We start from the raw sequence: 22180 nt of genomic DNA, 5'->3' as shown, positions 1-22180 counted from the left end.
TTCCAAGAAATCAGGCATTGGATTTATATATGGTACGGGGAGCAGGCTGATCACATGCTCACCCTCAACGATGTGCTGCGCGCGCGGCGCCTGCTCGACGCGCACCTGCCGGCCACGCCCTCCTGGTCCTACCCGCTGCTGGACGAGGCCGCGGGCCGCAGCGTCGTGGTCAAGCACGAGAACGCCCAGCCGACCGGGGCGTTCAAGGTCCGTGGCGCGCTGAACCTCCTCTCCGGCCTGGACCGGCAGCCCGTCGTCACCTACTCGACCGGCAACCACGCCCGGTCCGTCGCGTACGCGGCCCGGACCTTCGGGCTCCCCGCGCACATCGTGATGCCGGCCGGCGCCGCCGAGTTCAAGGTCCGCGCGGTGCGGGCCCTCGGCGCCACCGTGACGTTGCACGGCAGGGACATGTCCGAGGCCGAGGCCTTCGCGGCGACCCTCGACGGCCGGCTGATCAGCCCCGGTGACGAGCCCGCCGTCATCGCCGGGGTCGGCACCGCATACCTGGAGCTGTTCGAGCGCCACCCCGACCTGGACACGGTCGTCGTGCCGGTCGGCAGCGGCACCGGCGCCGCCGCGGCCTGCCTGGTCGCCGCGGCCGTCGCGCCCGGCTGCCGGGTGATCGGCGTGCAGTCCACCGCCGCACCCGCCGCGCACGACTCGTGGCGGGCCGGTGCCTGCGTCCGCCGGGACAACCGCACCCGGGTCGACGGCCTCGCCACCGGGCGCGGGTTCGACCTGCCGCAGTCGATGCTGCGGGACCGGCTCGCCGACTTCGTCCTCGTCGACGACGACGCCATCGACGCCGCGCGGGGCGTCCTCGCCAGGGCCGCGCACACCCAGGCGGAGGGCGCCGGCGCGGCGGCGCTCGCCGCGGTCCTGGCCCGGCCCGACCTGATGGGGTCGGCGGTCGCGGTGATCCTCACCGGCGGCAACGCCGAACTGGCGGGCCCTCACGGGTGAGGCGGGACGCCGGGTTGGCGGCCCTCACGGGTGACGTGGGACGCCGGGCTGGCGGGCACTCAGGTGTGATCTGGGACACCGTCCGGCGCGCGAAACCGACCGTTCGCCGATCCGTGCCCCCGCCGGTCAGCGGCCGGGCATTTGATCAGGTTACGTCGATCTGCCGGGCCGCCCGCCAGGCCCGCACACCCCCGTGAAGGAGGTCTGCCGTGACCGGTCCCGAAAGGCCCGACACCCCCCGGGCCGCGGACAAAAGCCCGTGGAACTGGCTGCTGTTCATACCGATCGTGCTGCCGCTGGTCACCGTCTGGTACAACGCCGACAGCCCCAGGCTGCTGGGGTTCCCGCGGTTCTACTGGATGCAGCTGGCCATCATCGCCGTCGGCGTCGGCACCACGACGCTCGTCTACCAGATGACGAAGCGGCGGTGACCGGCGATGTGGCGTGACCATCAGCTCGAGATCGCGATCTTCGTCATCCTGTTCCTCGGCGTCAGCGCCGTCGGGTTCGTCGCCGCCCGGTGGCGCCGCCCCGACAACCTCAACCACCTCGACGAGTGGGGACTCGGCGGCCGCAACTTCGGCGGCTGGATCACCTGGTTCCTCATCGGCGGCGACCTGTACACCGCCTACACCTTCGTCGCCGTCCCCGCCCTGCTCTTCGCGGCCGGTGCGGCCGGCTTCTTCGCCGTGCCGTACACCGTCATCATCTACCCGCTGGTGTTCCTGGTCCTGGTGCGGATGTGGTCGGTCTCGCACCGGCACGGGTTCGTCACGCCGGCCGACTTCGTGCGGGCGCGGTTCCAGTCCCCGACGCTCGCCCTGCTCATCGCGATCACCGGCATCGTGGCGACGATGCCGTACATCGCGCTGCAGCTCGTCGGCATCGAGTCGGTCCTCAAGACGATGGGCGTCACCGGCTCCGGCGCCATCGCCCGGCACCTGCCGATCATCATCGCGTTCGCGATCCTCGCCGCGTACACGTACTCCAGCGGGCTGCGCGCACCGGCGCTCATCGCGTTCGTCAAGGACACCCTGATCTACATCGTCATCCTCGTCGCGGTGTTCTACCTGCCCTACAAGCTCGGCGGCTGGGGCGCCATCTTCGACGCCGCCGACGCGAAGTTCGACAAGTCACCGGCTGCGACGGACGGCATCCTGCTCAACGCCAACAACCAGCTCCAGTACATCACCCTCGCCCTGGGATCCGCCCTGGCGCTGTTCCTCTACCCGCACAGCCTCACCGGCGTCCTGGCGAGCAAGAACCGCGACGTGATCAAGCGCAACATGTCGGCGCTGCCGGCCTACTCGCTGCTGCTCGGCCTCATCGCCCTGCTGGGGTACGCCGCGATCGCCGCCAACGTCACCCCGCTGAAGAACCCGAACGGCACCAACGACAACAACACCGTCGTCCCGCTGCTGTTCGACAAGCTCTTCCCCGACTGGTTCGCCGGCGTCGCCTACGCCGCGATCGGCATCGGCGCCCTCGTGCCGGCCGCCATCATGTCGATCGCCGCGGCGAACCTGTTCACCCGCAACGTGTACCGCGAATACCTGCGCCGCGACGCCACCCCCGCCCAGGAGGCCACCGTCTCGAAGGTGACCTCGCTCCTGGTCAAGGTCGGCGCGCTGGTCTTCGTCGTCTTCGTCGACCCGCAGTTCTCCATCGACCTGCAGCTCATCGGCGGCGTCATCATCCTGCAGACCCTGCCGGCGGTCGCGCTGGGCCTGTTCACCCGCTGGTTCCACCGCGGCGCGCTCATCGGCGGCTGGGTCGCCGGCATGGGCCTCGGCATGTGGATGCTGTACCAGATCCCCAACGCCGCCACGAAACGCGCCCACTTCGGCGGCTCCGCGTTCCCGCTGAAGGAGTTCGGCTTCGACTCCACGAAGACGATCTACGTCGGCTTCGTCGCGGTCGCGGTCAACCTGCTCGTCGCGGCGCTGCTCACCCTGATCCTGCGGGCCACCTCGGTCGCCGACGGCGGGGATGACACCAGCCGCTCGGACTACTTCGCCGACGAGGGCGACCCGCGCGCCGACACCGCCCACCCTGTCTCCAAGGCGCCGGAGGTCGCCCCCGACCCGATCGCGTGACTCTTCGATTCGCGTGACTCTTCGATTCGCGTGACTCTTCGATTCGCGTGACTCTTCGATTCGCGTGACTTTTCGATCGCGTGACGGCCGCCCACCGGATCCGGTGGGCGGCCATCGTTCGGCGACCGCCGTCAGGGGGTTGCGGCGGTCACGTCCGTCCAGGTGCTGTCGTCCTTCACGTTGCCGAGCCGGACGCCGTCGAGGATCTGCTTCATCTCCGTGTCCGTCAGCCGGCCCCCGCTGCTGACCTGGATGTTCACGCCGTCGACCCACCGGTTGCAGAACCCGGTGCCACAGCTCAGCCCGGGCGACGCGTGCTGGTTGGAGTTCGCCGCCGGCACCACGAAGATCTGGAAACTGCCGGGCGGGTCGTCGCCCTCGACACCGCCGAACGGCTCGCTCAGCCCGGTCGTCGGCAGCCCCGGGTTGCTGAACAGCAGCCCCGCGTAGTCCCCGTCACGCGCGGCCGCGATCCCGTTCAGCCCGGGCATGGCGTGCATCGCGACCTCGGCCAGCTGATACCCGGCCGGCACGTAGCTCAACGTGACCGGCACCTTCGCCACCGACGGGGCGCTGCCGCGCAGCCCGGCGGCCAGGTCGCGCAGGTCCTTCGCCGACGGGAACGCCGCGTCGTCGGAGCTGGCGTTGATCACCGCCCACGCATCCGTGTTGTACTGCCAGGCGAGGGTCCGCCGGGCCGCCCAGCCGTGCTCCTGGTCGTTGACCTCGAGCCCCGGCCGCCCGTCGACGGTCACCTGCTGCGCCCCGGCGAGCTTCGACGGGTCGTACGCCCCGGCCCGGTACACGGTCAGGTACGCGTACAGGTCCGGTCCCTGCACGGTCTTGTCCTTGGGGTCCACTGCCTTGTCATTGGTGGTGAGCCCGTCCGCGTACACCGAGGCCAGCTGATACGCCGTCGACACGTCGACCGGCTTCTCCACCCGCAGCTTCCCGACCCGGTACCCGCCGAACGTGAACGTGAACGGCTCCGCCGTCGCCGGCACCGGCCCGCTCACCGCCGGCACCTGCACCGGGTCGTCCTGCCGCCCGAGCGCCGGCACCGCGACGGCCGCGGCGATCACCCCGAGCACGACCACGGCGGCCGCACCCATCGCGGCCCGCCGCCGGCGCCGGAAGCGCCGTCCCGACGCCAGGATCTGGTCAGCGTCGTGCCGCAGCGGCGGTGGCTCTGACGTCGCCAGCTCCACCAGGTCCTGCATGCGCATGGGTCCACTCTCCGAGTTCAGACGGTTCACCGTCGGCCGGTTCGTTGCCGGCCGGTCCTTCGTGGGCTGGTTCTTCGTGGGACGGTTCTTCGTGGGCTGGTTCGTCGTGGGACGGTTCGTCCTGGGACGGTTCGTCCTGGGACGGTTCGTCCAGGACCACGCCTCCGGCGGCGAGGGCCGCCCGGAGATTTGCCAGACCTCTGGTCGTCTGGCTCCTGACCGATGCGCCCCGGATGCCGAGCACCTCGGCGGCCTCCTCGGCCGTCATGCCCAGGTAGTACCGCAGCACCAGCACCGCCCGCTGCCGCACCGGCACCGCCTGCAGCGCCTTCCGCACGGTCAGCCGTTCGTCGGCGGCACCGCTGTGGTCGCCCAGCTCGACGTCGGGCACCTTGTCCCCGGCCGCCCGCTCCCGCCGCCACCAGGGCCGGCGGGTCTCGTCGATCGCCGCCCGGACCACCATGGTCTGCGCGTACAGGTCGGGCCGGTCGAGCTTCGCCCAGCGCGGATACAGCTTCGTCAGGACGTTGGCGACCGCGTCCTCCGCGGCGTGCCAGTCCCCGCATGTGACGTACGCCAGGTTCCGCAGCGCCGCCATCCGCGACGCCACGAACTCCCGGAACCCGTCCGGATCCTCTGCCTTCACAAGGGCCGCTCCCTCCGCCGCGGATAGAACGGTCCCCGCCCACCCGAACGCTGCACGCCCGGCGGAAGTTTTTCCACCAGGCGTCCGGCAAGTGTGCCGCGCGTTCCTGACCTGGGCGAACACTCAGCGCGCCGGCACCGCGGCGGAGCCCGATCCACCAGCTCGCGGCACCAGTGGCAGGCCATGCCGACACGGTCCACGGGCCGCTCGGAGCTCAGCTACTCCGGCCGGCCGCCGCACTCACCGAACCGGGCACCGAACAGCAACCCGTCGCCATGGCTCTGGCTCTCTGGCCTCCGCCTCTATCCCTGGCCTCTGCCCCCCCGACCGGTCGGACCGCGGTCAGCCCGGCGGGCACGGTGTCACGTCGTCGAGCAGGAGCCGGTGGCGCGGGTGAAGCCCAGGTCGAACTGCTCCTCGGTCAGGTCGATCAGCTCCGGTCCCTGGTTGGCGGCCAGCTAGAACCGGCCGCGCAGGGCCACGGTCCAGGCCTGCCGAGCGGCGTCCAGGATCTGCCGCCGGTGCCGCGCAGCTCGATGGAGCACGTCGCCGTGCGGGACCGCATGCGCGCCTGGACGTTGAAGATCTCGGCACCACCGGCCGCACCGTGCAGCACACCGGCGCAGCCGACAACCGCCCGCAGGCGCAACGGTCCGTCGGCGCAACGGTCCGCCGGCCAGCGCATCGGCGAGGATCTGCCCGGCCGCGACCCGGGTCCGCGTCCAGCGGCAAACCCGGTCACCAGCGCCACCTTGACCAGCCGGGCCTCAGCCCAGCGCCAGGTCGGGCTCGTCGGTGGGCAGGCCGGGCCGGACGGCCGGGATCTTGTACTCCTCCGTCAGCGACGTCATCGGCCCCGGCCACGCGGCCTGGGCGACCTCGATCGGCCGGTGCTCGGCGTCATACGCGATGTGCAGCAGCACCAGCACCGGCGTGTCGGGCCGGATCTGCAGCAGCTCGGCCTCCTCGCGGGTCGGTAACCGGGCGCTGACCTGGTCCTTGGCGCTCGTATACCGCCGCCCCAGCTCGGCCTCGACCTCCTGGTAGAGCGGGCGGTCGAACACGTCGGGTCGCTCGATCGAGGTGCCGCGGACGTCGGCGGGGCGGAACCACGAGGCGCCCACCTCGACCGGTGCGTCGCCGGTGCGCACCAGGTGCCGGCGGACCAGCAGCGGCACGCCGACGTCGATGCCGAACCCCTCGGCGACGTCGGCGGGGCAGGGCATGACGCCGACCTGCATCAGATGCTGGCGATATCGCGCGGCGAGCTCGGCGTGGTAGCCGCGCTCGGCGCCGTAGCGCCCGCGGGACAACCGGTTCATGCGGCGCTTCGTGCCGCGGACGAACGTCCCCGAACCCGGACGGGTGATCAGCAGGCCCTCGATCCGCAGCTGGTCGATGGTCCGCTGGACGGTCTGCTTGGCGACGCCGAACTGGGTGGCGAGGGAGGGGATCGACGGCAGCCGCTCGCCGGGCGCCCAGTCTCCGCGATGGATGCGGGCCCGGAGCTGCGCGGCGATCTGCCGGTGCGGGAACTCCGCGGCTCCAGGGTTGATGGTCATGGGTCAAAGCCTAGCCTCCTAGGAAGCTCTACGCAAGCGGATCGGCGTCACGGTGGAAACCGCCACATGATGGGAACTGGCTACTGAGGCATGGGAGAAAGGCTCGTACTGTGACTCCATGCAGGTGACTCAGTCCGCGAAGCTGGCCAACGTCTGTTACGACATCCGCGGACCGGTCATGGCCGCCGCCAAGCAGATGGAAGCCGAAGGCCATCACATCCTGAAGCTCAACATCGGCAACCCGGCCCCGTTCGGATTCGAGGCGCCGGAGGAGATCCTCCAGGACGTCATCCTGAACCTGCCGTCAGCCCACGGCTACGGTGACTCCAAGGGCCTGCTGTCGGCCCGGCGCGCCGTGGTGCAGTACTACCAGCAGAAGCAGGTGTACGGCGTTGACATCGAGGACGTGTACCTCGGCAACGGCGTCTCCGAGCTCATCGTCATGGCGTTGCAGGCGCTGCTCGACAACGGCGACGAGGTGCTCATCCCCTCGCCGGACTATCCGCTGTGGACCGCCTCCGTCAGCCTCTGCGGCGGCCGCGCCGTGCACTACATCTGCGACGAGACCAACGACTGGATGCCCGACGTCGACGACATCGCCGCGAAGGTCACCCCGCGCACCAAAGCGATCGTCATCATCAACCCCAACAACCCGACGGGCGCCGTCTACTCGCGGGAGATGATCGAGCGGATCGCCGAGGTGGCCCGCCGCCACAACCTGCTGGTCTTCTCCGACGAGATCTACGACAAGATCCTCTACGACGACACGAAGCACGTCTCGACCGCCGCCGTCGCCCCGGACCTGTTCACGCTGACGTTCAACGGGCTGTCGAAGGCGTACCGGGTGGCCGGCTTCCGCACCGGCTGGCTCGTGCTGTCGGGCCCGAAGTGGCACGCGACCAGCTACATCGAGGGTCTCGACATCCTCGCCAACATGCGCCTGTGCCCCAACGTGCCGACGCAGCACGCCGTGCAGACCGCGCTCGGTGGGTATCAGAGCATCAACGATCTGATCCTGCCCGGCGGCCGGCTGCTCGCCCAGCGTGACACCGCCTGGCGGATGCTCAACGACATCCCGGGCGTGTCGTGCACGAAGCCGCAGGGCGCGCTCTACATGTTCCCGCGCATCGACCCCGAGGTGCACCCGATCAAGGACGACCTGCAGTTCGCGCTCGACCTGCTCCGCAAGGAGAAGCTGATGGTCGTGCAGGGGACGGGCTTCAACTGGCACAATCCGGACCATTTCCGCATCGTGACCCTCCCGCGCGTGGCAGACCTCGAGGACGCGATCGGGCGCATCGGCCGGTTCCTGTCCACGTATCGCCAGGTGTGATCGTCACTTCAAGACCGGTATGAAGAGACCGGGATGGCTCGGGTCCGCCGTGGTGCGGACCGATGCTCCCGCCAGGCACCGGGCCGGGGCCCAGCTTCGCTGGCCCTGGCCCTGCCACCTCCGCGGACGGTCGCGCAGCCACGACCTGCGGTCGTGACCAAGCCCGCGGCCGTGGACGGCCGCGACGAGACCCGCGGCCGTGGACGGCCGCGACGAGACCTGCGGCCGCGGCCAAGCCCCGCACCTCGGACCGCTGCCCGAAAACACCACTTTGCGCAGATCGTCCCCCGCCAAAGTGGATCTTCTCCATGATCGAAGGAGCGTCCGGGTCGTGTGGACGGCCAGCGTTGTCCTTTGATCACGGGTGCAAGCACCAACGACCGCAACGCCACCGTCGCCGCACCATCCGGCGCCAAGGGAGTCAACCGACGCCGATCCGTGCGCACCGCGTCCGCCAACACGAACGCGTCGAACCGGTCATCCTTGTTCCCCGCCGACCCATACCGCCCCCGCAAACGACTTAACCTGCGACGGCGGGATCACGAACACCACAACACCAGCCGCCAGCAACGCCGCCACAACAGGCCCGTCCGGCCGTTCGATCCCTACCCCGACAACCTCAAACCGCTCCAGAACCGCCAGCAGCCGGCTGATCCCCGGCCGCGAATGCGCGACCACCAGCCGCTGGACGGGCTCGCCGTCAGCGTCCAGCACGCACACCGCATGGTTGTCCTTCGACCAGTCGACACCGACCGTGACCGGTCGCGCCGACCCCACCATCTCCGCCACACTCAAAGCTGCTCCATTCCGCTGCTCATCCCAGTGGAAAGGCGCACCTGGAGGTTCGGGCATCACTGCCGGACGCTCATTGACGGGCGCTCAACGGCGCACAATCCTGTGGCCAGTCGGGATGCCCCGGACCGCCAGACCCCGCAACAACTCCCGCAAGCCCTCAAACCGGGGACACGACGGTTGGCAGTGACCTGACGGCCCAGGTGCCACCCAACCCCACCCAGGAGCCGGGCAACACCAGCATTCCCCCAATGAGCGACGGGCCGCGCCCACGACGGACCGGAGCCATGCGGATGATCTATCAGTTGGACCGTGGCTACCAGGCGCCGGTCGCGGACGGGCCGGCCTGGCCGCCGCGGCGGCGGAGGTACTTCTCGAACTCCTGCGCGATCTCGTCGCCGGACAGGGGCTGCAGGCCGGCGTCGCCGGAGCGTTCCTCCAGCTCGCGGACATACTCGGCGAGCTCGGCGTCCTGCTCGGCGGCCAGCTTGAGCCGCTCCTCCCACTCCGAGGACTCCTTGGCGAGGTCGCCGGTCGGGACGGGCAGGTCGAGGACCTCCTCGACGCGGTGCAGCAGCGCAAGGGTGGCCTTCGGGCAGGGCGGGTTGTTCGCGTAGTGGGGGACGTGCACCCAGAAGGAGACGGCCTCGAGGTCGGCGCGCACGCAGGCGTCGTGCAGGACGCCGACGATGCCGGTCGGGCCCTCGTAGCGGGTCGGGGTGAGGCCGAGGCGCTCGGTGGCGTCGGTGGAGGCGATCCCGCGCGGCGCGGAGCCGCTGACCGGCAGCGGCCGGGTGTACGGCACGTCCGCCAGCAGCGCGCCCAGCAGCACGATCCGGCTCACTTCGAGGCTGTGGCAGACCTCGAGGACCTGCTCGCAGAAGGTGCGCCAGCGCATGCTCGGCTCGATGCCGCGGATGAGGACGATGTCGCGCTCCGCGTCGGGCGGGGTGGCCACCGAGAAGCGGGTGGTGGGCCACTCGATGCGGCGGGTCTCGCCCTCGGACATCGTCACCGTCGGGCGGTTGACCTGGAAGTCGTAGAAGTCCTCGGGGTCGAGCGCGGCGATGGGCTCGGCGCCCCACTCCTGTTCGAGATGCTCGACGACGGCGGTCGACGCGTCGGCAGCGTCGTTCCACCCTTCGAACGCGGCAATCGCGACAGGGGAGCGCAGCACGGGCAGGCCGTCGAACTCGGTCACGGTCCCAGCCTACGTGGGTGACCGCCGGATGGCTTGCCGGCCGCGCCCGGGGGTGTCAGTTTCCAAGATCACCTCGCGCTGTTGAGCAGGCCGCGCAGCGACTCCTCGATGGTCGCGCCGAGCGGCACCGGCCGGGGCCGCCGGGACAGCCGGATCAGGTCCGCCCCGAGCCCGAGGAACACGGCCGTCGCGACCACGAAGCCGGCGACCACGTACACCCACCGCGGCAGGTCGAACATCCACGTGCCGGTGGCGGCGAGCCCGGCGAGGGCGCCGCCGAGCAGCGTGCACCGCCACCCGCTGACCACGCCGACCCGGCCGACGGCGGCGGTGACCGCGACGAGCGTGAACAGGACGGCCCCGTCGACCACGAGAAGAACCCCGATCATCCGGTCACGATAGCGAAGTTCGTTGATCAAAGGGTCACCCGATTTACGATGGGCCGATGCGATGGATGATCTACGGCGCCGGCGCTGTCGGGGGAGTGGTCGCGGCCCGGCTCGCGATCGCCGGGCACGACGTGGCGGTCGTCGCCCGCGGCCCGCACCTCGAGGCGATCCAGAAGGACGGGCTGACCCTGCGCCGGCCGGACGGGGACACGGTCGTCAAGGTCGACGTCTACCGGCATCCCGCCGACACCGAGCAGGACGTCGTGGTGCTCGCGATGAAGGGCCAGGACACCGGCGCCGCACTGGTTGCCCTCGAGGGCTTCCGGGGCCCGGTGGTCTGCCTGCAGAACGGTGTCGCCAACGAGCGCGCGGCGTTGCGGCACTTCGCCGACGTGTACGGGGTCCACGTCATCCTGCCGGCCAGCCATCTGGAGCCGGGCGTCGTCGTCGAGCACTGCGACCCGGTCCCCGGCATCCTCGACCTGGGCCGTTACCCGTCGGGGAGTGATGCGACCGCTCTACGACTAGCGCAGGGCCTGGAGGAGGCCGGGTTCGTGTCGCAGCCGCGCGCGGACATCATGCGCTGGAAGCACCGCAAACTCGTGCTGAACCTCGGCAACGCGGTCGAGGCGCTGTGCGGGCGGGTCGACGGGCTCGACGCGGCGGTCGGACCCGTGCAGGCCGAGGGGGAGGAGGTGCTGCGCCGCGCCGGCATCGACGTCGCGTCGGCGGCCGAGGACCGGGAGCGCCGCGGCGACATCATGCGGTGGCCGCAGGGCATCAACCGGGCCGGCGGGTCGTCGTGGCAGAGCCTGGCGCGCGGCGCCGGCACCGTCGAGGCCGACTACCTCAACGGCGAGATCGTGCTGCTCGGCCGGCTGCACGGCGTGCCGACCCCGGCGAACGAGACCGCCCGCCGGCTGGTCCAGCGCGCCGTCCGGGAGGGCCGCACACCGGGCAGCCTGACGCCCGCGGAGTTCCTGGAGGCCGTGACGTTGAGCACGACGAGGCCGTGACGTTGAGCACGACGAGGCCGTGACGTTGAGCACGACCGCGCCGTGAAACCACGGGCGGCAGGGCAGGATCCGTCAGGTGGCTTCTGACGACCGGCTCGCGGCCGTGCTCTTCGACATGGACGGCACCCTCGTGGACAGCGAGAAGGTCTGGTCCGTCGGCCTGACCGAGCTCGCCACCCACTACGGCGGTGAGCTGTCCGCGCAGGCCAGGCACGCGATGGTCGGCAGCAACATGACCGAGTCGATGCGGCTGCTGCACGCCGACCTCGGCCTGCCCGCCAGCGTCAGCACCCACGCGAGCCTCGTGTGGCTGGAGTCCAGGGTCAAGGAGCTGTTCCACGGCGGCGTCGAGTGGCGTCCCGGCGCCAAGGAGCTGCTCGCCGCGTTGCGTTCGGAAGGTGTACCCCTGGCGCTGGTCACCGCCACGCACCGGCACCTGGTCGACGTGGCGCTGCTGACGATCGGCGCGGACAACTTCGACGCGGTCGTCGCCGGGGACGAGGTCGACCGGACGAAGCCGCACCCGATGCCGTATCTGACCGCCGCCCGGCTCGTCGGGGCGACCGCACCGCAGTGCGTCGCCGTGGAGGACTCGCCCAACGGCGTCCGCAGCGCCCGCGCCGCCGGCTGCGCGGTCCTGGCCGTGCCGTGCGAGGTGGCGCTGGACCCGGAGGGGGTCACGCTGGTCGACTCGCTGCTGGACGTCGACGTGGCGTATCTCCGGAAGCTCATCGCATAGCGAAGGGGGCGCCCCCGTGGGACGCCCCCTTCGCCGGGGGAAATCAGTCGTGTGAGATCGCCTGCAGGACGTTGACCCGGGAGGCCCGGATCGACGGCAGGACCGCCGCGATGACCCCGACCAGCGCCGCGAGGAGCAGATACGTCGCCATCTGGCTCCACGGGAACGCCAGCTTCGTGAAGCCGTCGTCCTTCAGCGCCCGGACCACCGCCGCGCCGAGGCCGGTGCCGACGGCGAGGCCGAGCAGCGCACCGAAGGTGGAGATGACGACCGCCTCGACGGTCACCATCCGCATCGTCTGGGCCCGGCGCATCCCGATCGCGCGGAGCAGCCCCAGCTCGCGGGTCCGTTCCAGCACCGACAGGGCGAGGGTGTTGACGATGCCGAGGACCGCGATGAGGATCGCCAGCGCGAGGAGCACCTGGATCATCACCAGGAGCTGGTCGAACTGCGCGGACTGGGCGTCGACGTACTCGGCCCGGTTCGCGACCGACACCTCGGGGTTGTCGACGAGGAGCTGGTCGACCTGCTTCTGGATCGCGTCGACCGAGGCGCCGTCGCTGACCCGCAGGTAGCCCCAGGACGGCTGCGCGGAGCGGTAGTCCTTCACCACGTCACCGGAGACGATGGTGCCGCCCATGACGTCGCTGCGCTGGTACAGGCCGACGATCTTCACCTGGTGCGGCTCGCCGCGGGTGAACTGCATGGTCATCGTCGAGCCGAGCGTGAGGTTGCGCTTCTTCGCGTTCTCGGTGTCGATGACGGCCTGGTCCGGGCCGGTCCACTGCAGGGTGCCCTCGGTCGCCGTGAGCTTGAACATGCTCGCGTAGGCGGCCATGTCCGGCGTCGCGGAGATGCCCGTGCCGTTCCCGTCGACCTGGGCGAAGTCCCAGTACTCGCTGGCGGCGCTGGACACGCCCGGCAGCTTCGCCGCGGCGTCCATGACGGCCGGGTCGAACTTCGCCGGCCCGTTGTCGTCGCCGTCGCCGGAGATGATCAGGTCGACGGTGACCTGGGTCGAGGCCTGCGAGGACAGGCTCTGCTTCGCCGAGGCGAGGATGACGTTGACGCCGGTGATCAGGGCCAGGCCGACCATCAGCGCGGCCGCGGTGATCGCGGTGCGCCGCGGGTTGCGGCCCGAGTTGAGCCGGCCCAGCTTGCCCGGCACCGACCAGGAGAACAGCCGGCCGAGCAGCGACACCACCGGGCGGGCCAGCAGCGGCGTGAGCAGCGCGACCCCGATGAAGCTGACCAGGACGCCGCCGAGGATCAGCCACAGCGTGTTGTCGCCCTGACCGGCCAGGCCGAGGCCGAGCATCGTGCCGCCGGCCGCGCCGATGAGCGCGCCGCTGACGGTGAGCTTGGTGAGCGGCCGGTCCGGGGTGGCGACCTCCTGCAGCGCCGCGATCGGCGGGATCCGGGAGGCCCGCAGCGCCGGCAGGACCGCGGCGACGACCGTCACCAGCAGGCCGACCACGAACGCGCTGATCACCGCGGCGGCGGGGACGCCGACGCTGGCGAGGGCGACGCCGCTGACGTTGCCGAACACCCAGGCGAGCAGGACACCGACGCCGACGCCGGCGGCCAGGCCGAGGACCGAGGCGATGAGCCCGATCGCGACGGCCTCGATGATGACCGAGCCGAGCGTCTGCCCGCGGCTGCCGCCGAGGGCCCGCATCAGCGCCAGCTCACGGGTCCGCTGCGCGACGATGATCGAGAACGTGTTCAGGATCAGGAAGGTGCCCACGAACAACGCGACACCCGCGAACCCGATGAGCACGTTGTTGAAGAACGCGAGGCCCTCCCGGAACGACTTGGTCGTCTCGTCCGTCAGCTGCTTGCCGGTCTTGACCTGGAACCCGCCGGCCTCGCCGCCGAGCGCGGCCGCGACGTCGTCGCGGAGCTTCTCGTTCGTCACACCCGCGGCGGCCGTCACGTTGATCCCGCTGTACACGTCCTTCTCGCCGAGCATCAGCTCCTGCGCGACCGGCGTGGTGAACAGGACCTCCAGGGACCCGCCGAGGGAGTCGCGGTCGCCGCTGTAGCCGAAGATGCCGACGAGTTTGAAGACCTTCTTGCCCGGCTGGAGGGTGAGGACGCCGACGTCGTCGCCGACCTTGAGCCCGCCGGCGCTCTTGGCCGTGGTCACGTTGACGACGATCTCGTTGTCAGCGGCCGGCGCGCGGCCCTCGCGCAGCTGCAGCAGGTCCGACGTGCCGACCCAGTTGCCGCCGAGGCGCGGCGGGCCGAACGTGGTGACGACCTTGCCGTTCTTGCCAATGACCCGGGCGCCGTCGGCGGTCGCGTCGCCGGTGACGCTCGCGACGCCCGGCACCGCGCGGACCTTGTCGAGGGTCGCGGCCGGGATGTTGCCCTGCTGGGAGGGGCCGACGTCCTGGTCGCCGCCGACTTTCGGCTTCTGCGTGACGTTGACGTCGATGCCCTGGTACACGGACGAGAACAGGCTGTCGAAGGAACGGCCCATCGTGTCGGTGAGCACGAACGCCCCCGACACGAACATCACGCCCAGCACCACTGCCAGGCCCGACAGGACCAGCCGCAGCTTGCGTGACAGCAGGCTCTTGAGGGTGGCGCGCAGCATCGTCAGACCGCCTTGTCGAGGCGCTTGAGGCGGTCGAGGACGGCGTCGGCGGTCGGCGCGTGCAGCTCGTCGACGATGTGCCCGTCGGCGAGGAAGATGACCCGGTCCGCGTACGACGCCGCGTTCGGGTCGTGGGTGACCATGACGATCGTCTGGCCGAAGTCGCGGACCGAGTTGCGCAGGAACGACAGCACCTCCGCGCCGGAGCGCGAGTCGAGGTTGCCGGTCGGCTCGTCGGCGAAGATGACCTCGGGCCGCGACACGAGGGCTCGCGCGCACGCGACCCGCTGCTGCTGGCCGCCGGACAGCTGGCTCGGCCGGTGCTTGAGCCGGTCCCGCAGCCCCACGGTCTCGATGACCGTGTCGAACCAGGCCTGGTCCGGCTTCCGGCCCGAGATCGACAGCGGCAGCAGGATGTTCTCCTCCGCGGTCAGCGTCGGCAGCAGGTTGAACTGCTGGAAGATGAACCCGACCTTGGTGCGGCGCAGGTTCGTCAGCCCCCGGTCCGACAGGCCGGTGATCTTCGAGTCGCCGATGTAGACCTCACCGCGCGACACGGCGTCCAGGCCCGCGAGGCAGTGCATGAGCGTCGACTTGCCGGAGCCGGACGGGCCCATGATCGCGGTGAAGTGGCCCTTCTCGAGCTCGACCGACACCCCGCCGAGCGCGTGGACCTGCGCCTCGCCCGTGCCGTAGATCTTCCAGACGTCGACCGCCTTCGCGGCCACCTCGGTGCGTGTCGCAACCGATGCAGTCATGATTCCCCCTGGTGAATGGTGTGCCTTCATCCTCGGGGCGGGCCGTGCTCGTCTCGTCCGCCCGCAGGGCGAGCTGACCACGGGTTTTTCGCCGGGGAATGGCCCCGATCTCCTATCAGGGTGAACCCCTAGCCTTTGTTGCTCAGCCTTCTCAGAAATGGCCTCGGAAATGCGGAAAGCCGGCCGGGGGAGACCCCCGACCGGCTTTTGTCAGCCTCGGTGCTTATTCGTACGCGATGGCGTTGAGCACGTTGAGCCGCACGGCCCGGATCGCGGGGATGAGCCCGGCGACCGCGCCGACGATGACCGCGCCGATGATGTAGGCGATCATGTACCCCCACGGCAGGGTGACCGCGCCGAAACCGATCACCGACTTCAGCGCCGTGACCGTCGCCGCGCCGAGCCCGGCGCCCACGACGAGCCCGAGCACCGTGCCGAACAGCGTGATCACCACGGACTCGATCGTCACCATCGACCACGTCTGCCGGCGCCGCAGGCCGATCGCCCGCAGCATGCCCAACTCCCGGGTCCGCTCGATCACCGACAGCAGCAGCGTGTTGATGACCCCGAGCACCGAGATGCCCAGCGCGATGAACAGCAGCACCTGCACGATGACCAGCGCCACGTCGAACTGTTGCTGGCTGGAGCCGACGAGTTCCTTCTTGGTCTGCACGCTGACCTCGGGGTTGTTCTTCAGCACCCCCTCGACCGCGGCCTTCGCGTCGTCGACCGCGACCCCGTCCTTCGCCTTCACCAGTGCCTGGATGGGCTGCGGGAACGTGAACCCGGCCTGCGCGTCGGTGTTGGAGACCACGACGCCGTTGCCGTTGCTGGTCGAGTTGGTGATGCCGACCAGCGTCAGCGTCTTCGTCTGGCCTTTGGCGAACGTCACCTGGATGGTGCTGCCCACCGTGTACTTGCGTTCCTTCGCCGTCTTCTCGTCGACCGTGAACTCGCCGCTGTCGATGTGGTCGATACGACCCGCCACCGGGTGGAGCTTCAGCACCGTGATCACGGCCGGCACGTCGTCGTAGGCGAGCACGAAGTCCTGCTTGCCGTTGAGCGACACGACGTCGTAGGTGACCGACGCGACCGTCTGCAGCTGCGGCAGCGCCTTGATCTGCTTCAGCTCGTCGGGCTGGATGATCGGCGGCACGTCGGACGTCTGCTGGCCGTAGACGATCAGGTCGGCCTGCAGGTCCTTCTCCACCGACTCGCCGATCGCGGTCGACAGCGACGAGAAGATCGTGGAGATCATCGTGATGATCGCGATGCCGACCATGACCGCGCCCGCCGTGATGGCCGTGCGGCGCGGGTTGCGCGAGGAGTTGCGCCGGCCCAGCTTGCCCGGCACCGACCAGGAGAACACCGAGCCGAGCCCGGCGACCAGCGGCCGGCTGATCAGCGGAGCGAGCAGCGCCACCCCGATCAGCGTCAGCAGCACCCCGCCGAACACCAGCAGGAGTGTCGCGTCGCCGGCCCCCGCCAGACCCCACGACAGCGAGCCGACACCGACCGCGGTGACGACCCCGCCGCCGATGGTGATCCCGGTCAGCGGCTTGTCGGTGGTCGCCGCGTCCCGCATCGCCGCGATCGGCGCGACCCGGGCCGCCTTGATCGCCGGCAGGACCGCCGAGATCATCGTGACCAGGATGCCGATCGTGAACGACGTCACGATCGCCGCGACCGGCAACCCGAGCCCGGCCGAGTCCATCTTCGCCAGGGACGTGAACGCGCTCGCCCCGGCCGCGCCGAGCCCCATGCCGACCAGGAACCCGAACAGCGACCCGACGGTGCCGATGAGCAGCGCCTCGATCAGCACCGACCGGATGATCTGCCAGCGGCTCGCGCCCATCGCCCGCAGCAGCGCCAGCTCCTGCGTGCGCTGCGACACGATGATGGAGAACGTGTTCAGGATCAGGAACACGCCGACGAGCAGCGCGATCGTGCCGAAGCCGAGGAAGAAGTAGTTGAAGTACTTCAGCAGGCCACGGATCGCCTCGCTGGACGCCTTCGACAGCTCGTCACCCGTCTGCACCGTGTACTTGGGGCCCAGCGCCGCCTTGATGTTGTCGCGCAGCTGGTTGTCGGTGACGCCGTCCTTGCCCTTCACGTCGATGACGTTGAACACGTCGGTCTCGCCCAGCATCACCTGCTGCGCGGTCGCCTCGGTGAACAGCACCGTCGTCTCGCCGGCCATGGAGTCGCGGTTGCCCGCATACTGCATGATCCCGACGACCTTGTAGGTCTTGCGGGCCTCGGCCCGGGCGATGATGTCGACCGGGTCACCGACGGCGAACTTGGCCTGCTTCGCCAGCCCGTTGTTGATGACGATCTCGTCCGGCGCCGACGGCGCCCGCCCGGAGATCAGCTTGGTGAGCTCGTCCTCGCCGGTCCAGCTGCCGCCGAACTGCCCGGACTGGCTGATCACCACCTTACCGTTCTTGCCGATGACCCGGGCGCCGGAGACGAACACCGAGCCCGTCGCCTTGCGCACCCCGTCGATCTTCTCGATCCGGGCCACGTCGGAGGCCGGCACCGGCAGGATCGCCGAGCTGTTGCCGGACGCCGCGTCGGCGGTCTCGGACTTCGCCGACACCTGCACGTCGGTGTAGCTGTAGATGTTGGAGAACACGTTGTCGAACGTGCGGCCCAGCGTGTCGGTGAGCACCAGCGACCCCGACACGAACATCACCGACAACACGACGGCGAGGGTCGACAGGATCAGCCGGAGCTTGCGCGCCAGCAGGCTCTTGAGCGTCGCGCGCAGCACGGCTCAGCCCGCCTGCGACGCGTCGGCGGCGCTCTCGACCTTGGCGTCCAGCCCCTTGAGCTTGTCCAGCACCGCGTCCGCGGACGGCGCCAGCAGCTCGTCGACGACCTGGCCGTCGGCGAGGAAGATGACCCGGTCCGCATACGAGGCCGCGTTCGGGTCGTGGGTCACCATGACGATCGTCTGCCCGTACTCCCGCACCGAGTTGCGCAGGAACGACAGCACCTCCGCCCCCGACCGCGAGTCGAGGTTGCCGGTCGGCTCGTCGGCGAAGATGACCTCGGGCCGCGACACCAGGGCCCGCGCGCACGCGACCCGCTGCTGCTGGCCACCGGACAGCTGGCTCGGCCGGTGCTTGAGCCGGTCCCGCAGCCCCACCGTGTCGATCACCGTCTCATACCACTTCGGGTCCGCCTTACGGCCGGCGATCGACAGCGGCAGCAGGATGTTCTCCTCCGCCGTCAGCGTCGGCAGCAGGTTGAACTGCTGGAAGATGAACCCGACCTTGGTCCTGCGCAGGTTCGTCAGGTCCCCGTCGGACATCCCCGTCAACCGGGTGTCACCGATGAAGATCTCACCGCGCGTCACCGAGTCCAGCCCGGCGAGCGTGTGCATCAACGTCGACTTGCCGGACCCCGAGGGGCCCATGATCGCGGTGAACTGCCCGCGCTCAAGCTCGACGCTCACCCCGTGCAGCGCGATGACCTGGGCCTCGCCGCTGCCGTACACCTTCCACACATCCACCGCGCGGGCGGCGACCGCCTGCCCGGTCGTGACTGTCGTGGTCACGCTCGATCCCCCTCTGGTTTCGTGAATGTCCTCACGCTACGGGGTGATCTCGGTCGTGCCGTCCTCCCGGGGTGCCGGTCGGGACTACTCCCTGCGAAGGAGACCTATGAGCCCGGACGGACCAGGCCGGTCTCGTACGCGAGGACGACGGCCTGCACGCGGTCGCGGAGACCGAGCTTCGTCAACACGTGCCCGACGTGCGTCTTCACCGTCGTCTCGCTCACCGACAGCGCCTTGGCGATCTCCGAGTTGGACAACCCCCGCGCCAGATGGACGAGGACCTCCCGCTCCCGGTCCGTCAGCACCCGCAGGTCCCGCGGCGGCGCCGCGTCCGGGTCCGGCAGCGCGTCGGCGAACTTGTCCAGCAACCGCTTGAGGATCCGCGGCGCCACCACGGCCTCACCGGCCGCCACCGTCCGGATCGCGGTGACCAGGTCGTCGGCGGGCACGTCCTTCGCCAGGAACCCGCTCGCGCCGGCCCGCAGCGCGCCCACCACGTACTCGTCCAGGTCGAACGTGGTCAGGATCAGCACCCTGACCGGCAGTTTCGCCTCGACGATCGCCCGGGTCGCGGCGACCCCGTCCATCCGCGGCATCCGGATGTCCATCAGCACCACGTCGGGCAGCAGGCGCCGGGCCAGCTCGACCGCCTCGACCCCGTCACCCGCCTCGGCCACGATGTCGAGGTCCGTCTCGCCGCCGAGCACCATCCGGAACCCGGTGCGCAACAGCGGCTGGTCGTCCACGAGCAGGAGCCGGATCGGCTTCGGGTTCAAGCTGGCTGCCTTTCCGTCGTCGACGGTGACGCGGTGTCGACGTGCTGTTCGATCGGGATCCTCGCGTGCACACGGTAGCCGCCGCCGGGCCGTGGACCGGTGCGCAGTGTCCCCCCGTACAACATCACGCGCTCCCGCATGCCGAGCAGCCCGTGCCCGATCGCGGCCGTCCCCAGCTGTGGCCCGCGGCCCGTGTCGCACACCTCGACGACCACGTCCTGCCGGCTGAACACCATCCTGACCTCGACCGCCGCCGCGCCGGCGTGCTTCAACGCGTTCGTCAGCGCCTCCTGCACGATCCGGTAGATCGTCAACGCGATGCCCGAGTCGAGCGGCCCCGGCACCCCCTCGACCTTGAGCACGGCGTGCAGCCCAGCCTCGCGGATCTGCTCGACGAGCCCTTCCAGCCCCGCCAGCCCCGGCTGCGGCGCGAGCTCACCGGCCGGCTCGGCCTCCGTGCGCAGCACCGTCAGCAACCGCCGCATCTCCCGCAACGCCGTGCGCCCCGTCTCCTCGATCGTCGCCAGGGCCTCGTCGGCCGCCCGCGGGTCCCGTTGCAGCATCCGCCGCGACCCGGTCGCCAGGACCCCCATCACGCTCACGTGGTGCGCGACGACGTCGTGCAGCTCCCGCGCGATCCGCCGCCGCTCGTCGGCCACCGCCTGCTCCGTCAACGCCCGCTGGCTCGTCTCCGCGGTCCTGGCCCGGTCTTCGAGGGCCGCCACGTACGCCCGCCGCGTCGCCATCGTCCGCCCCACCGTGAAGCACACCAGGGCGCTCATCGCGTTGAACAGCAGGAAGATCCGCGGCTCCAGCGAATACGGCTCGTCCTGGGTCCGTCCCATCACGGTCGCGAGCACCATCCCCGGCGCCCAGATCAGCACCCCGGCCGCCACCGCCCGCTTCAACGGCAGGTACGCCGCCGCCGTGTACGTCACGACAATGATCGAGAACCCGCCACTGACCAGCGGGAAAACCCCCAGGAACGGCACCGTGATGTGCACCGCGGTGAACCACACGGCGACCCACAGCCATCGCCGTCGCACCACCACCGCCAGCAACCCCGCGGTGTCGAACGCCAGCTGCCAGCCCAGGTTCCTCGTGCCGAACTCCCGCTGCGCCACCGCGGTCGCCACCGCACTGACCACCGCGAGCCCGACCGCGAGGGCGATGTCCTGCACCAACGGGTCCGCTCGGCGGTCCAGTACGCGCTTCAGCACCCTTCGTACGCTATCCGCTCCGGCCCGCCTCCGATTCATCGTCGCGCCCGACCCGGTCTCATGCTTGAGGATGACCCGGCCGTCGTTCGCGCCGCGCGCCGCGCGGCCTCGGTGGCAGGTCTGTGACCATGCCGTGCATCGAGGCCCGCGGAAACGATGCCGGCCTCCAGTCGGGAACGCGAATCCCGACCCGGAGGCCGAGACGACCTCGGCGGCGATGGTCTCGGCCGAGACGTACCGTTCGTCGAAGATCCAGAAACTGTTGATATTCCCATCGTGCTGCGGCAGGTCATTCGCGAGAGGCAGCGAAGCGCGGGCACATCGACAACACCGAGGCGGGACGCACCGACGACACCGAAGAACGATGGCCCGCGTCGACGACATGCCCGGCGGTGCGGGCCATGACGGCGCCGATTCGGCACGAGGAAACCCCGTGCCGGCAACCCGCCTGGCCTCTCCCACGCGCGGGCGAGGCCGCTGTCGCCACGGCCGCACGGCTTCGCCGCCGCGTCCGAGGTCGACCTCGCGTTCGAGCCATGCCATCGAAGTGGTTTGCGACCTTCGGGCGTGACGTGGCGCCTGCCTGGTGACGGTGATCGCCTGGCCCTCGCCCGGCACCGCGTTTGTCGGTGCCGCCGTGGCCGGCCCGGCGCGAGACGCCCGTGCTGTGGGGACGGTGCGATACGCCCTGCCCGGTCCGGGCGCCTCGATCAGCGCCGCCGGGTGCCGGCCCGCAGGCGTAGGCTCGCGACATCGGAGCCGGAGAGGAGCCGAACGTGATCGAACTGCCAGACGGCCGCACCGAAGTGCGGTTCAGCTACCGGACGCACACCAGCACCCAGAACGCGAAGGGTGTCATCGTCCGGGAGCAGTCACTCCCGGTCGGCATGGCGATCACGAACCCGGACGGCGGCACCTTGTTCATCCCCTGGCCCCAGGTCACGTCCCTGGTGATCTCAGCCGGCGCCTGACCGCCGGAGCCCGACCGATACCGCTGGCCGCCGTCACCGCTGGCCGCCGTCACCGCTGGCCGCCGTCACCGCTGGCCGCCGTCACCGCTGGCCGCCGTCACCGCTGGCCGCCGTTGCCACTGGCCGCCGGAGCCCGACCGATACCGCTGGCCGCCGTCGCCGAACGCGCCGTTGCCGCTGGCCGCCGTTGCCGCCGGAGTCGGCCGTCACCGCTGGCCGCCATCGCCGAACGCGCCGTTGCCGCTGGCCGCCGTTGCCGCCGGAGTCGGGCCGTCACCGCTGGCCGCCGCCGCTGCTGACCACCGTCGCCGAACGCACCGTCGCC

At 70.5% G+C, this 22180-nt stretch carries 20 protein-coding genes; 7 read left to right on the top strand and 13 right to left on the bottom strand.

Features of this window, described 5'->3' with window-relative positions; genetic code table 11:
* Positions 1-54: 54 nt before the first annotated feature.
* The 3 genes from Dsi01nite_RS14695 (at position 55) to mctP (ending at position 3062) form a co-directional block, all read left to right on the top strand.
* Positions 55-966 carry a threonine ammonia-lyase gene (locus tag Dsi01nite_RS14695; RefSeq protein WP_203846689.1) on the top strand — a complete coding sequence of 304 codons (912 nt, stop codon included), beginning with the start codon at positions 55-57 and terminating at the stop codon, positions 964-966.
* A 209-nt stretch (positions 967-1175) separates the two neighbouring features.
* Entirely contained in the window at positions 1176-1397 is a 222-nt protein-coding gene (locus tag Dsi01nite_RS14690; RefSeq protein WP_033357190.1) for a DUF3311 domain-containing protein, read from the top strand.
* A 6-nt stretch (positions 1398-1403) separates the two neighbouring features.
* Complete coding sequence (mctP, locus tag Dsi01nite_RS14685) at positions 1404-3062, top strand: monocarboxylate uptake permease MctP (RefSeq protein WP_203846688.1); 1659 nt, start codon at positions 1404-1406, stop codon at positions 3060-3062.
* A gap of 131 nt (positions 3063-3193) precedes the next feature.
* Here mctP and Dsi01nite_RS14680 read toward each other — a convergent pair whose 3' ends face one another.
* The 3 genes from Dsi01nite_RS14680 to Dsi01nite_RS14670 form a co-directional block, all read right to left on the bottom strand.
* Entirely contained in the window at positions 3194-4288 is a 1095-nt protein-coding gene (locus Dsi01nite_RS14680) for a hypothetical protein (RefSeq protein WP_203846687.1), read from the bottom strand.
* Entirely contained in the window at positions 4224-4934 is a 711-nt protein-coding gene (locus Dsi01nite_RS14675) for a sigma-70 family RNA polymerase sigma factor (RefSeq protein WP_203846686.1), read from the bottom strand. Before Dsi01nite_RS14675 ends, Dsi01nite_RS14680 begins: the two co-directional genes overlap by 65 nt.
* 767 nt (positions 4935-5701) lie before the next feature.
* A complete protein-coding gene (locus Dsi01nite_RS14670; protein ID WP_203846685.1) occupies positions 5702-6496 on the bottom strand; it encodes a GntR family transcriptional regulator in 795 nt (264 codons plus the stop codon).
* 118 nt (positions 6497-6614) lie between these two features.
* Between Dsi01nite_RS14670 and Dsi01nite_RS14665 the strand changes: the two genes are divergently transcribed.
* Complete coding sequence (locus Dsi01nite_RS14665) at positions 6615-7829, top strand: pyridoxal phosphate-dependent aminotransferase (RefSeq protein WP_203846684.1); 1215 nt, start codon at positions 6615-6617, stop codon at positions 7827-7829.
* Between the two features lie 8 nt (positions 7830-7837).
* Here the strand turns inward: Dsi01nite_RS14665 and Dsi01nite_RS58305 are convergent, their stop codons facing one another.
* The 4 genes from Dsi01nite_RS58305 to Dsi01nite_RS14645 all read right to left on the bottom strand — a co-directional run bounded on the left by Dsi01nite_RS58305 (position 7838) and on the right by Dsi01nite_RS14645 (position 10211).
* On the bottom strand, positions 7838-8290 hold the full coding sequence (locus Dsi01nite_RS58305) for a hypothetical protein (protein ID WP_275423367.1): 453 nt from the start codon (positions 8288-8290) through the stop codon (positions 7838-7840).
* Between the two features lie 16 nt (positions 8291-8306).
* The gene (locus Dsi01nite_RS58300; RefSeq protein WP_275423369.1) at positions 8307-8618 is read right to left on the bottom strand and encodes an IS110 family transposase; all 312 of its coding nucleotides are present in this window, start codon (positions 8616-8618) and stop codon (positions 8307-8309) included.
* A gap of 319 nt (positions 8619-8937) precedes the next feature.
* Positions 8938-9822, bottom strand: a complete 885-nt coding sequence (locus Dsi01nite_RS14650; RefSeq protein WP_203846681.1) for a PAC2 family protein — start codon at positions 9820-9822, stop codon at positions 8938-8940.
* Positions 9823-9890: 68 nt separating this feature from the next.
* On the bottom strand, positions 9891-10211 hold the full coding sequence (locus tag Dsi01nite_RS14645; protein WP_203846680.1) for a hypothetical protein: 321 nt from the start codon (positions 10209-10211) through the stop codon (positions 9891-9893).
* Positions 10212-10267: 56 nt separating this feature from the next.
* Between Dsi01nite_RS14645 and Dsi01nite_RS14640 the strand changes: the two genes are divergently transcribed.
* Positions 10268-11227 carry a ketopantoate reductase family protein gene (locus Dsi01nite_RS14640; protein WP_239135895.1) on the top strand — a complete coding sequence of 320 codons (960 nt, stop codon included), beginning with the start codon at positions 10268-10270 and terminating at the stop codon, positions 11225-11227.
* Positions 11228-11330: 103 nt separating this feature from the next.
* A complete protein-coding gene (locus tag Dsi01nite_RS14635) occupies positions 11331-11966 on the top strand; it encodes an HAD family hydrolase (protein ID WP_203846782.1) in 636 nt (211 codons plus the stop codon).
* Positions 11967-12009: 43 nt separating this feature from the next.
* Here Dsi01nite_RS14635 and Dsi01nite_RS14630 read toward each other — a convergent pair whose 3' ends face one another.
* The 6 genes from Dsi01nite_RS14630 to Dsi01nite_RS14605 form a co-directional block, all read right to left on the bottom strand.
* The gene (locus tag Dsi01nite_RS14630) at positions 12010-14568 is read right to left on the bottom strand and encodes an ABC transporter permease (RefSeq protein WP_203846679.1); all 2559 of its coding nucleotides are present in this window, start codon (positions 14566-14568) and stop codon (positions 12010-12012) included.
* A gap of 2 nt (positions 14569-14570) precedes the next feature.
* Positions 14571-15326, bottom strand: a complete 756-nt coding sequence (locus tag Dsi01nite_RS14625; protein WP_203846678.1) for an ABC transporter ATP-binding protein — start codon at positions 15324-15326, stop codon at positions 14571-14573.
* A 223-nt stretch (positions 15327-15549) separates the two neighbouring features.
* Positions 15550-18099, bottom strand: a complete 2550-nt coding sequence (locus Dsi01nite_RS14620; protein ID WP_203846677.1) for an ABC transporter permease — start codon at positions 18097-18099, stop codon at positions 15550-15552.
* 3 nt (positions 18100-18102) lie between these two features.
* Complete coding sequence (locus Dsi01nite_RS14615) at positions 18103-18888, bottom strand: ABC transporter ATP-binding protein (protein ID WP_203846676.1); 786 nt, start codon at positions 18886-18888, stop codon at positions 18103-18105.
* A gap of 104 nt (positions 18889-18992) precedes the next feature.
* Entirely contained in the window at positions 18993-19664 is a 672-nt protein-coding gene (locus tag Dsi01nite_RS14610) for a response regulator (RefSeq protein WP_275423366.1), read from the bottom strand.
* On the bottom strand, positions 19661-20884 hold the full coding sequence (locus tag Dsi01nite_RS14605) for a sensor histidine kinase (protein WP_239135894.1): 1224 nt from the start codon (positions 20882-20884) through the stop codon (positions 19661-19663). The genes Dsi01nite_RS14610 and Dsi01nite_RS14605 overlap by 4 nt, the downstream gene beginning before the upstream one ends.
* A gap of 776 nt (positions 20885-21660) precedes the next feature.
* Here Dsi01nite_RS14605 and Dsi01nite_RS14600 point away from each other — a divergent pair.
* Complete coding sequence (locus Dsi01nite_RS14600) at positions 21661-21855, top strand: hypothetical protein (RefSeq protein ID WP_203846674.1); 195 nt, start codon at positions 21661-21663, stop codon at positions 21853-21855.
* Positions 21856-22180: the final 325 nt, after the last annotated feature.

Origin of the sequence: Dactylosporangium siamense (assembly GCF_016862795.1) — a bacterium.
GTDB lineage: Bacteria > Actinomycetota > Actinomycetes > Mycobacteriales > Micromonosporaceae > Dactylosporangium > Dactylosporangium siamense.
This window is presented reverse-complemented; position numbering and strand designations above follow the sequence as displayed.

What these genes read in the sequence shown, in the direction of transcription:
- Dsi01nite_RS14670 (WP_203846685.1), bottom strand. Translation starts at nt 6,496, where the DNA reads ATGACCATCAACCCTGGAGCCGCGGAGTTCCCGCACCGGCAGATCGCC.
- Dsi01nite_RS14640 (WP_239135895.1), top strand. Translation starts at nt 10,268, where the DNA reads ATGCGATGGATGATCTACGGCGCCGGCGCTGTCGGGGGAGTGGTCGCG.
- Dsi01nite_RS14630 (WP_203846679.1), bottom strand. Translation starts at nt 14,568, where the DNA reads ATGCTGCGCGCCACCCTCAAGAGCCTGCTGTCACGCAAGCTGCGGCTG.
- Dsi01nite_RS14665 (WP_203846684.1), top strand. Translation starts at nt 6,615, where the DNA reads ATGCAGGTGACTCAGTCCGCGAAGCTGGCCAACGTCTGTTACGACATC.
- Dsi01nite_RS14695 (WP_203846689.1), top strand. Translation starts at nt 55, where the DNA reads ATGCTCACCCTCAACGATGTGCTGCGCGCGCGGCGCCTGCTCGACGCG.
- Dsi01nite_RS14680 (WP_203846687.1), bottom strand. Translation starts at nt 4,288, where the DNA reads ATGCGCATGCAGGACCTGGTGGAGCTGGCGACGTCAGAGCCACCGCCG.
- Dsi01nite_RS14645 (WP_203846680.1), bottom strand. Translation starts at nt 10,211, where the DNA reads ATGATCGGGGTTCTTCTCGTGGTCGACGGGGCCGTCCTGTTCACGCTC.
- Dsi01nite_RS14625 (WP_203846678.1), bottom strand. Translation starts at nt 15,326, where the DNA reads ATGACTGCATCGGTTGCGACACGCACCGAGGTGGCCGCGAAGGCGGTC.
- mctP (WP_203846688.1), top strand. Translation starts at nt 1,404, where the DNA reads ATGTGGCGTGACCATCAGCTCGAGATCGCGATCTTCGTCATCCTGTTC.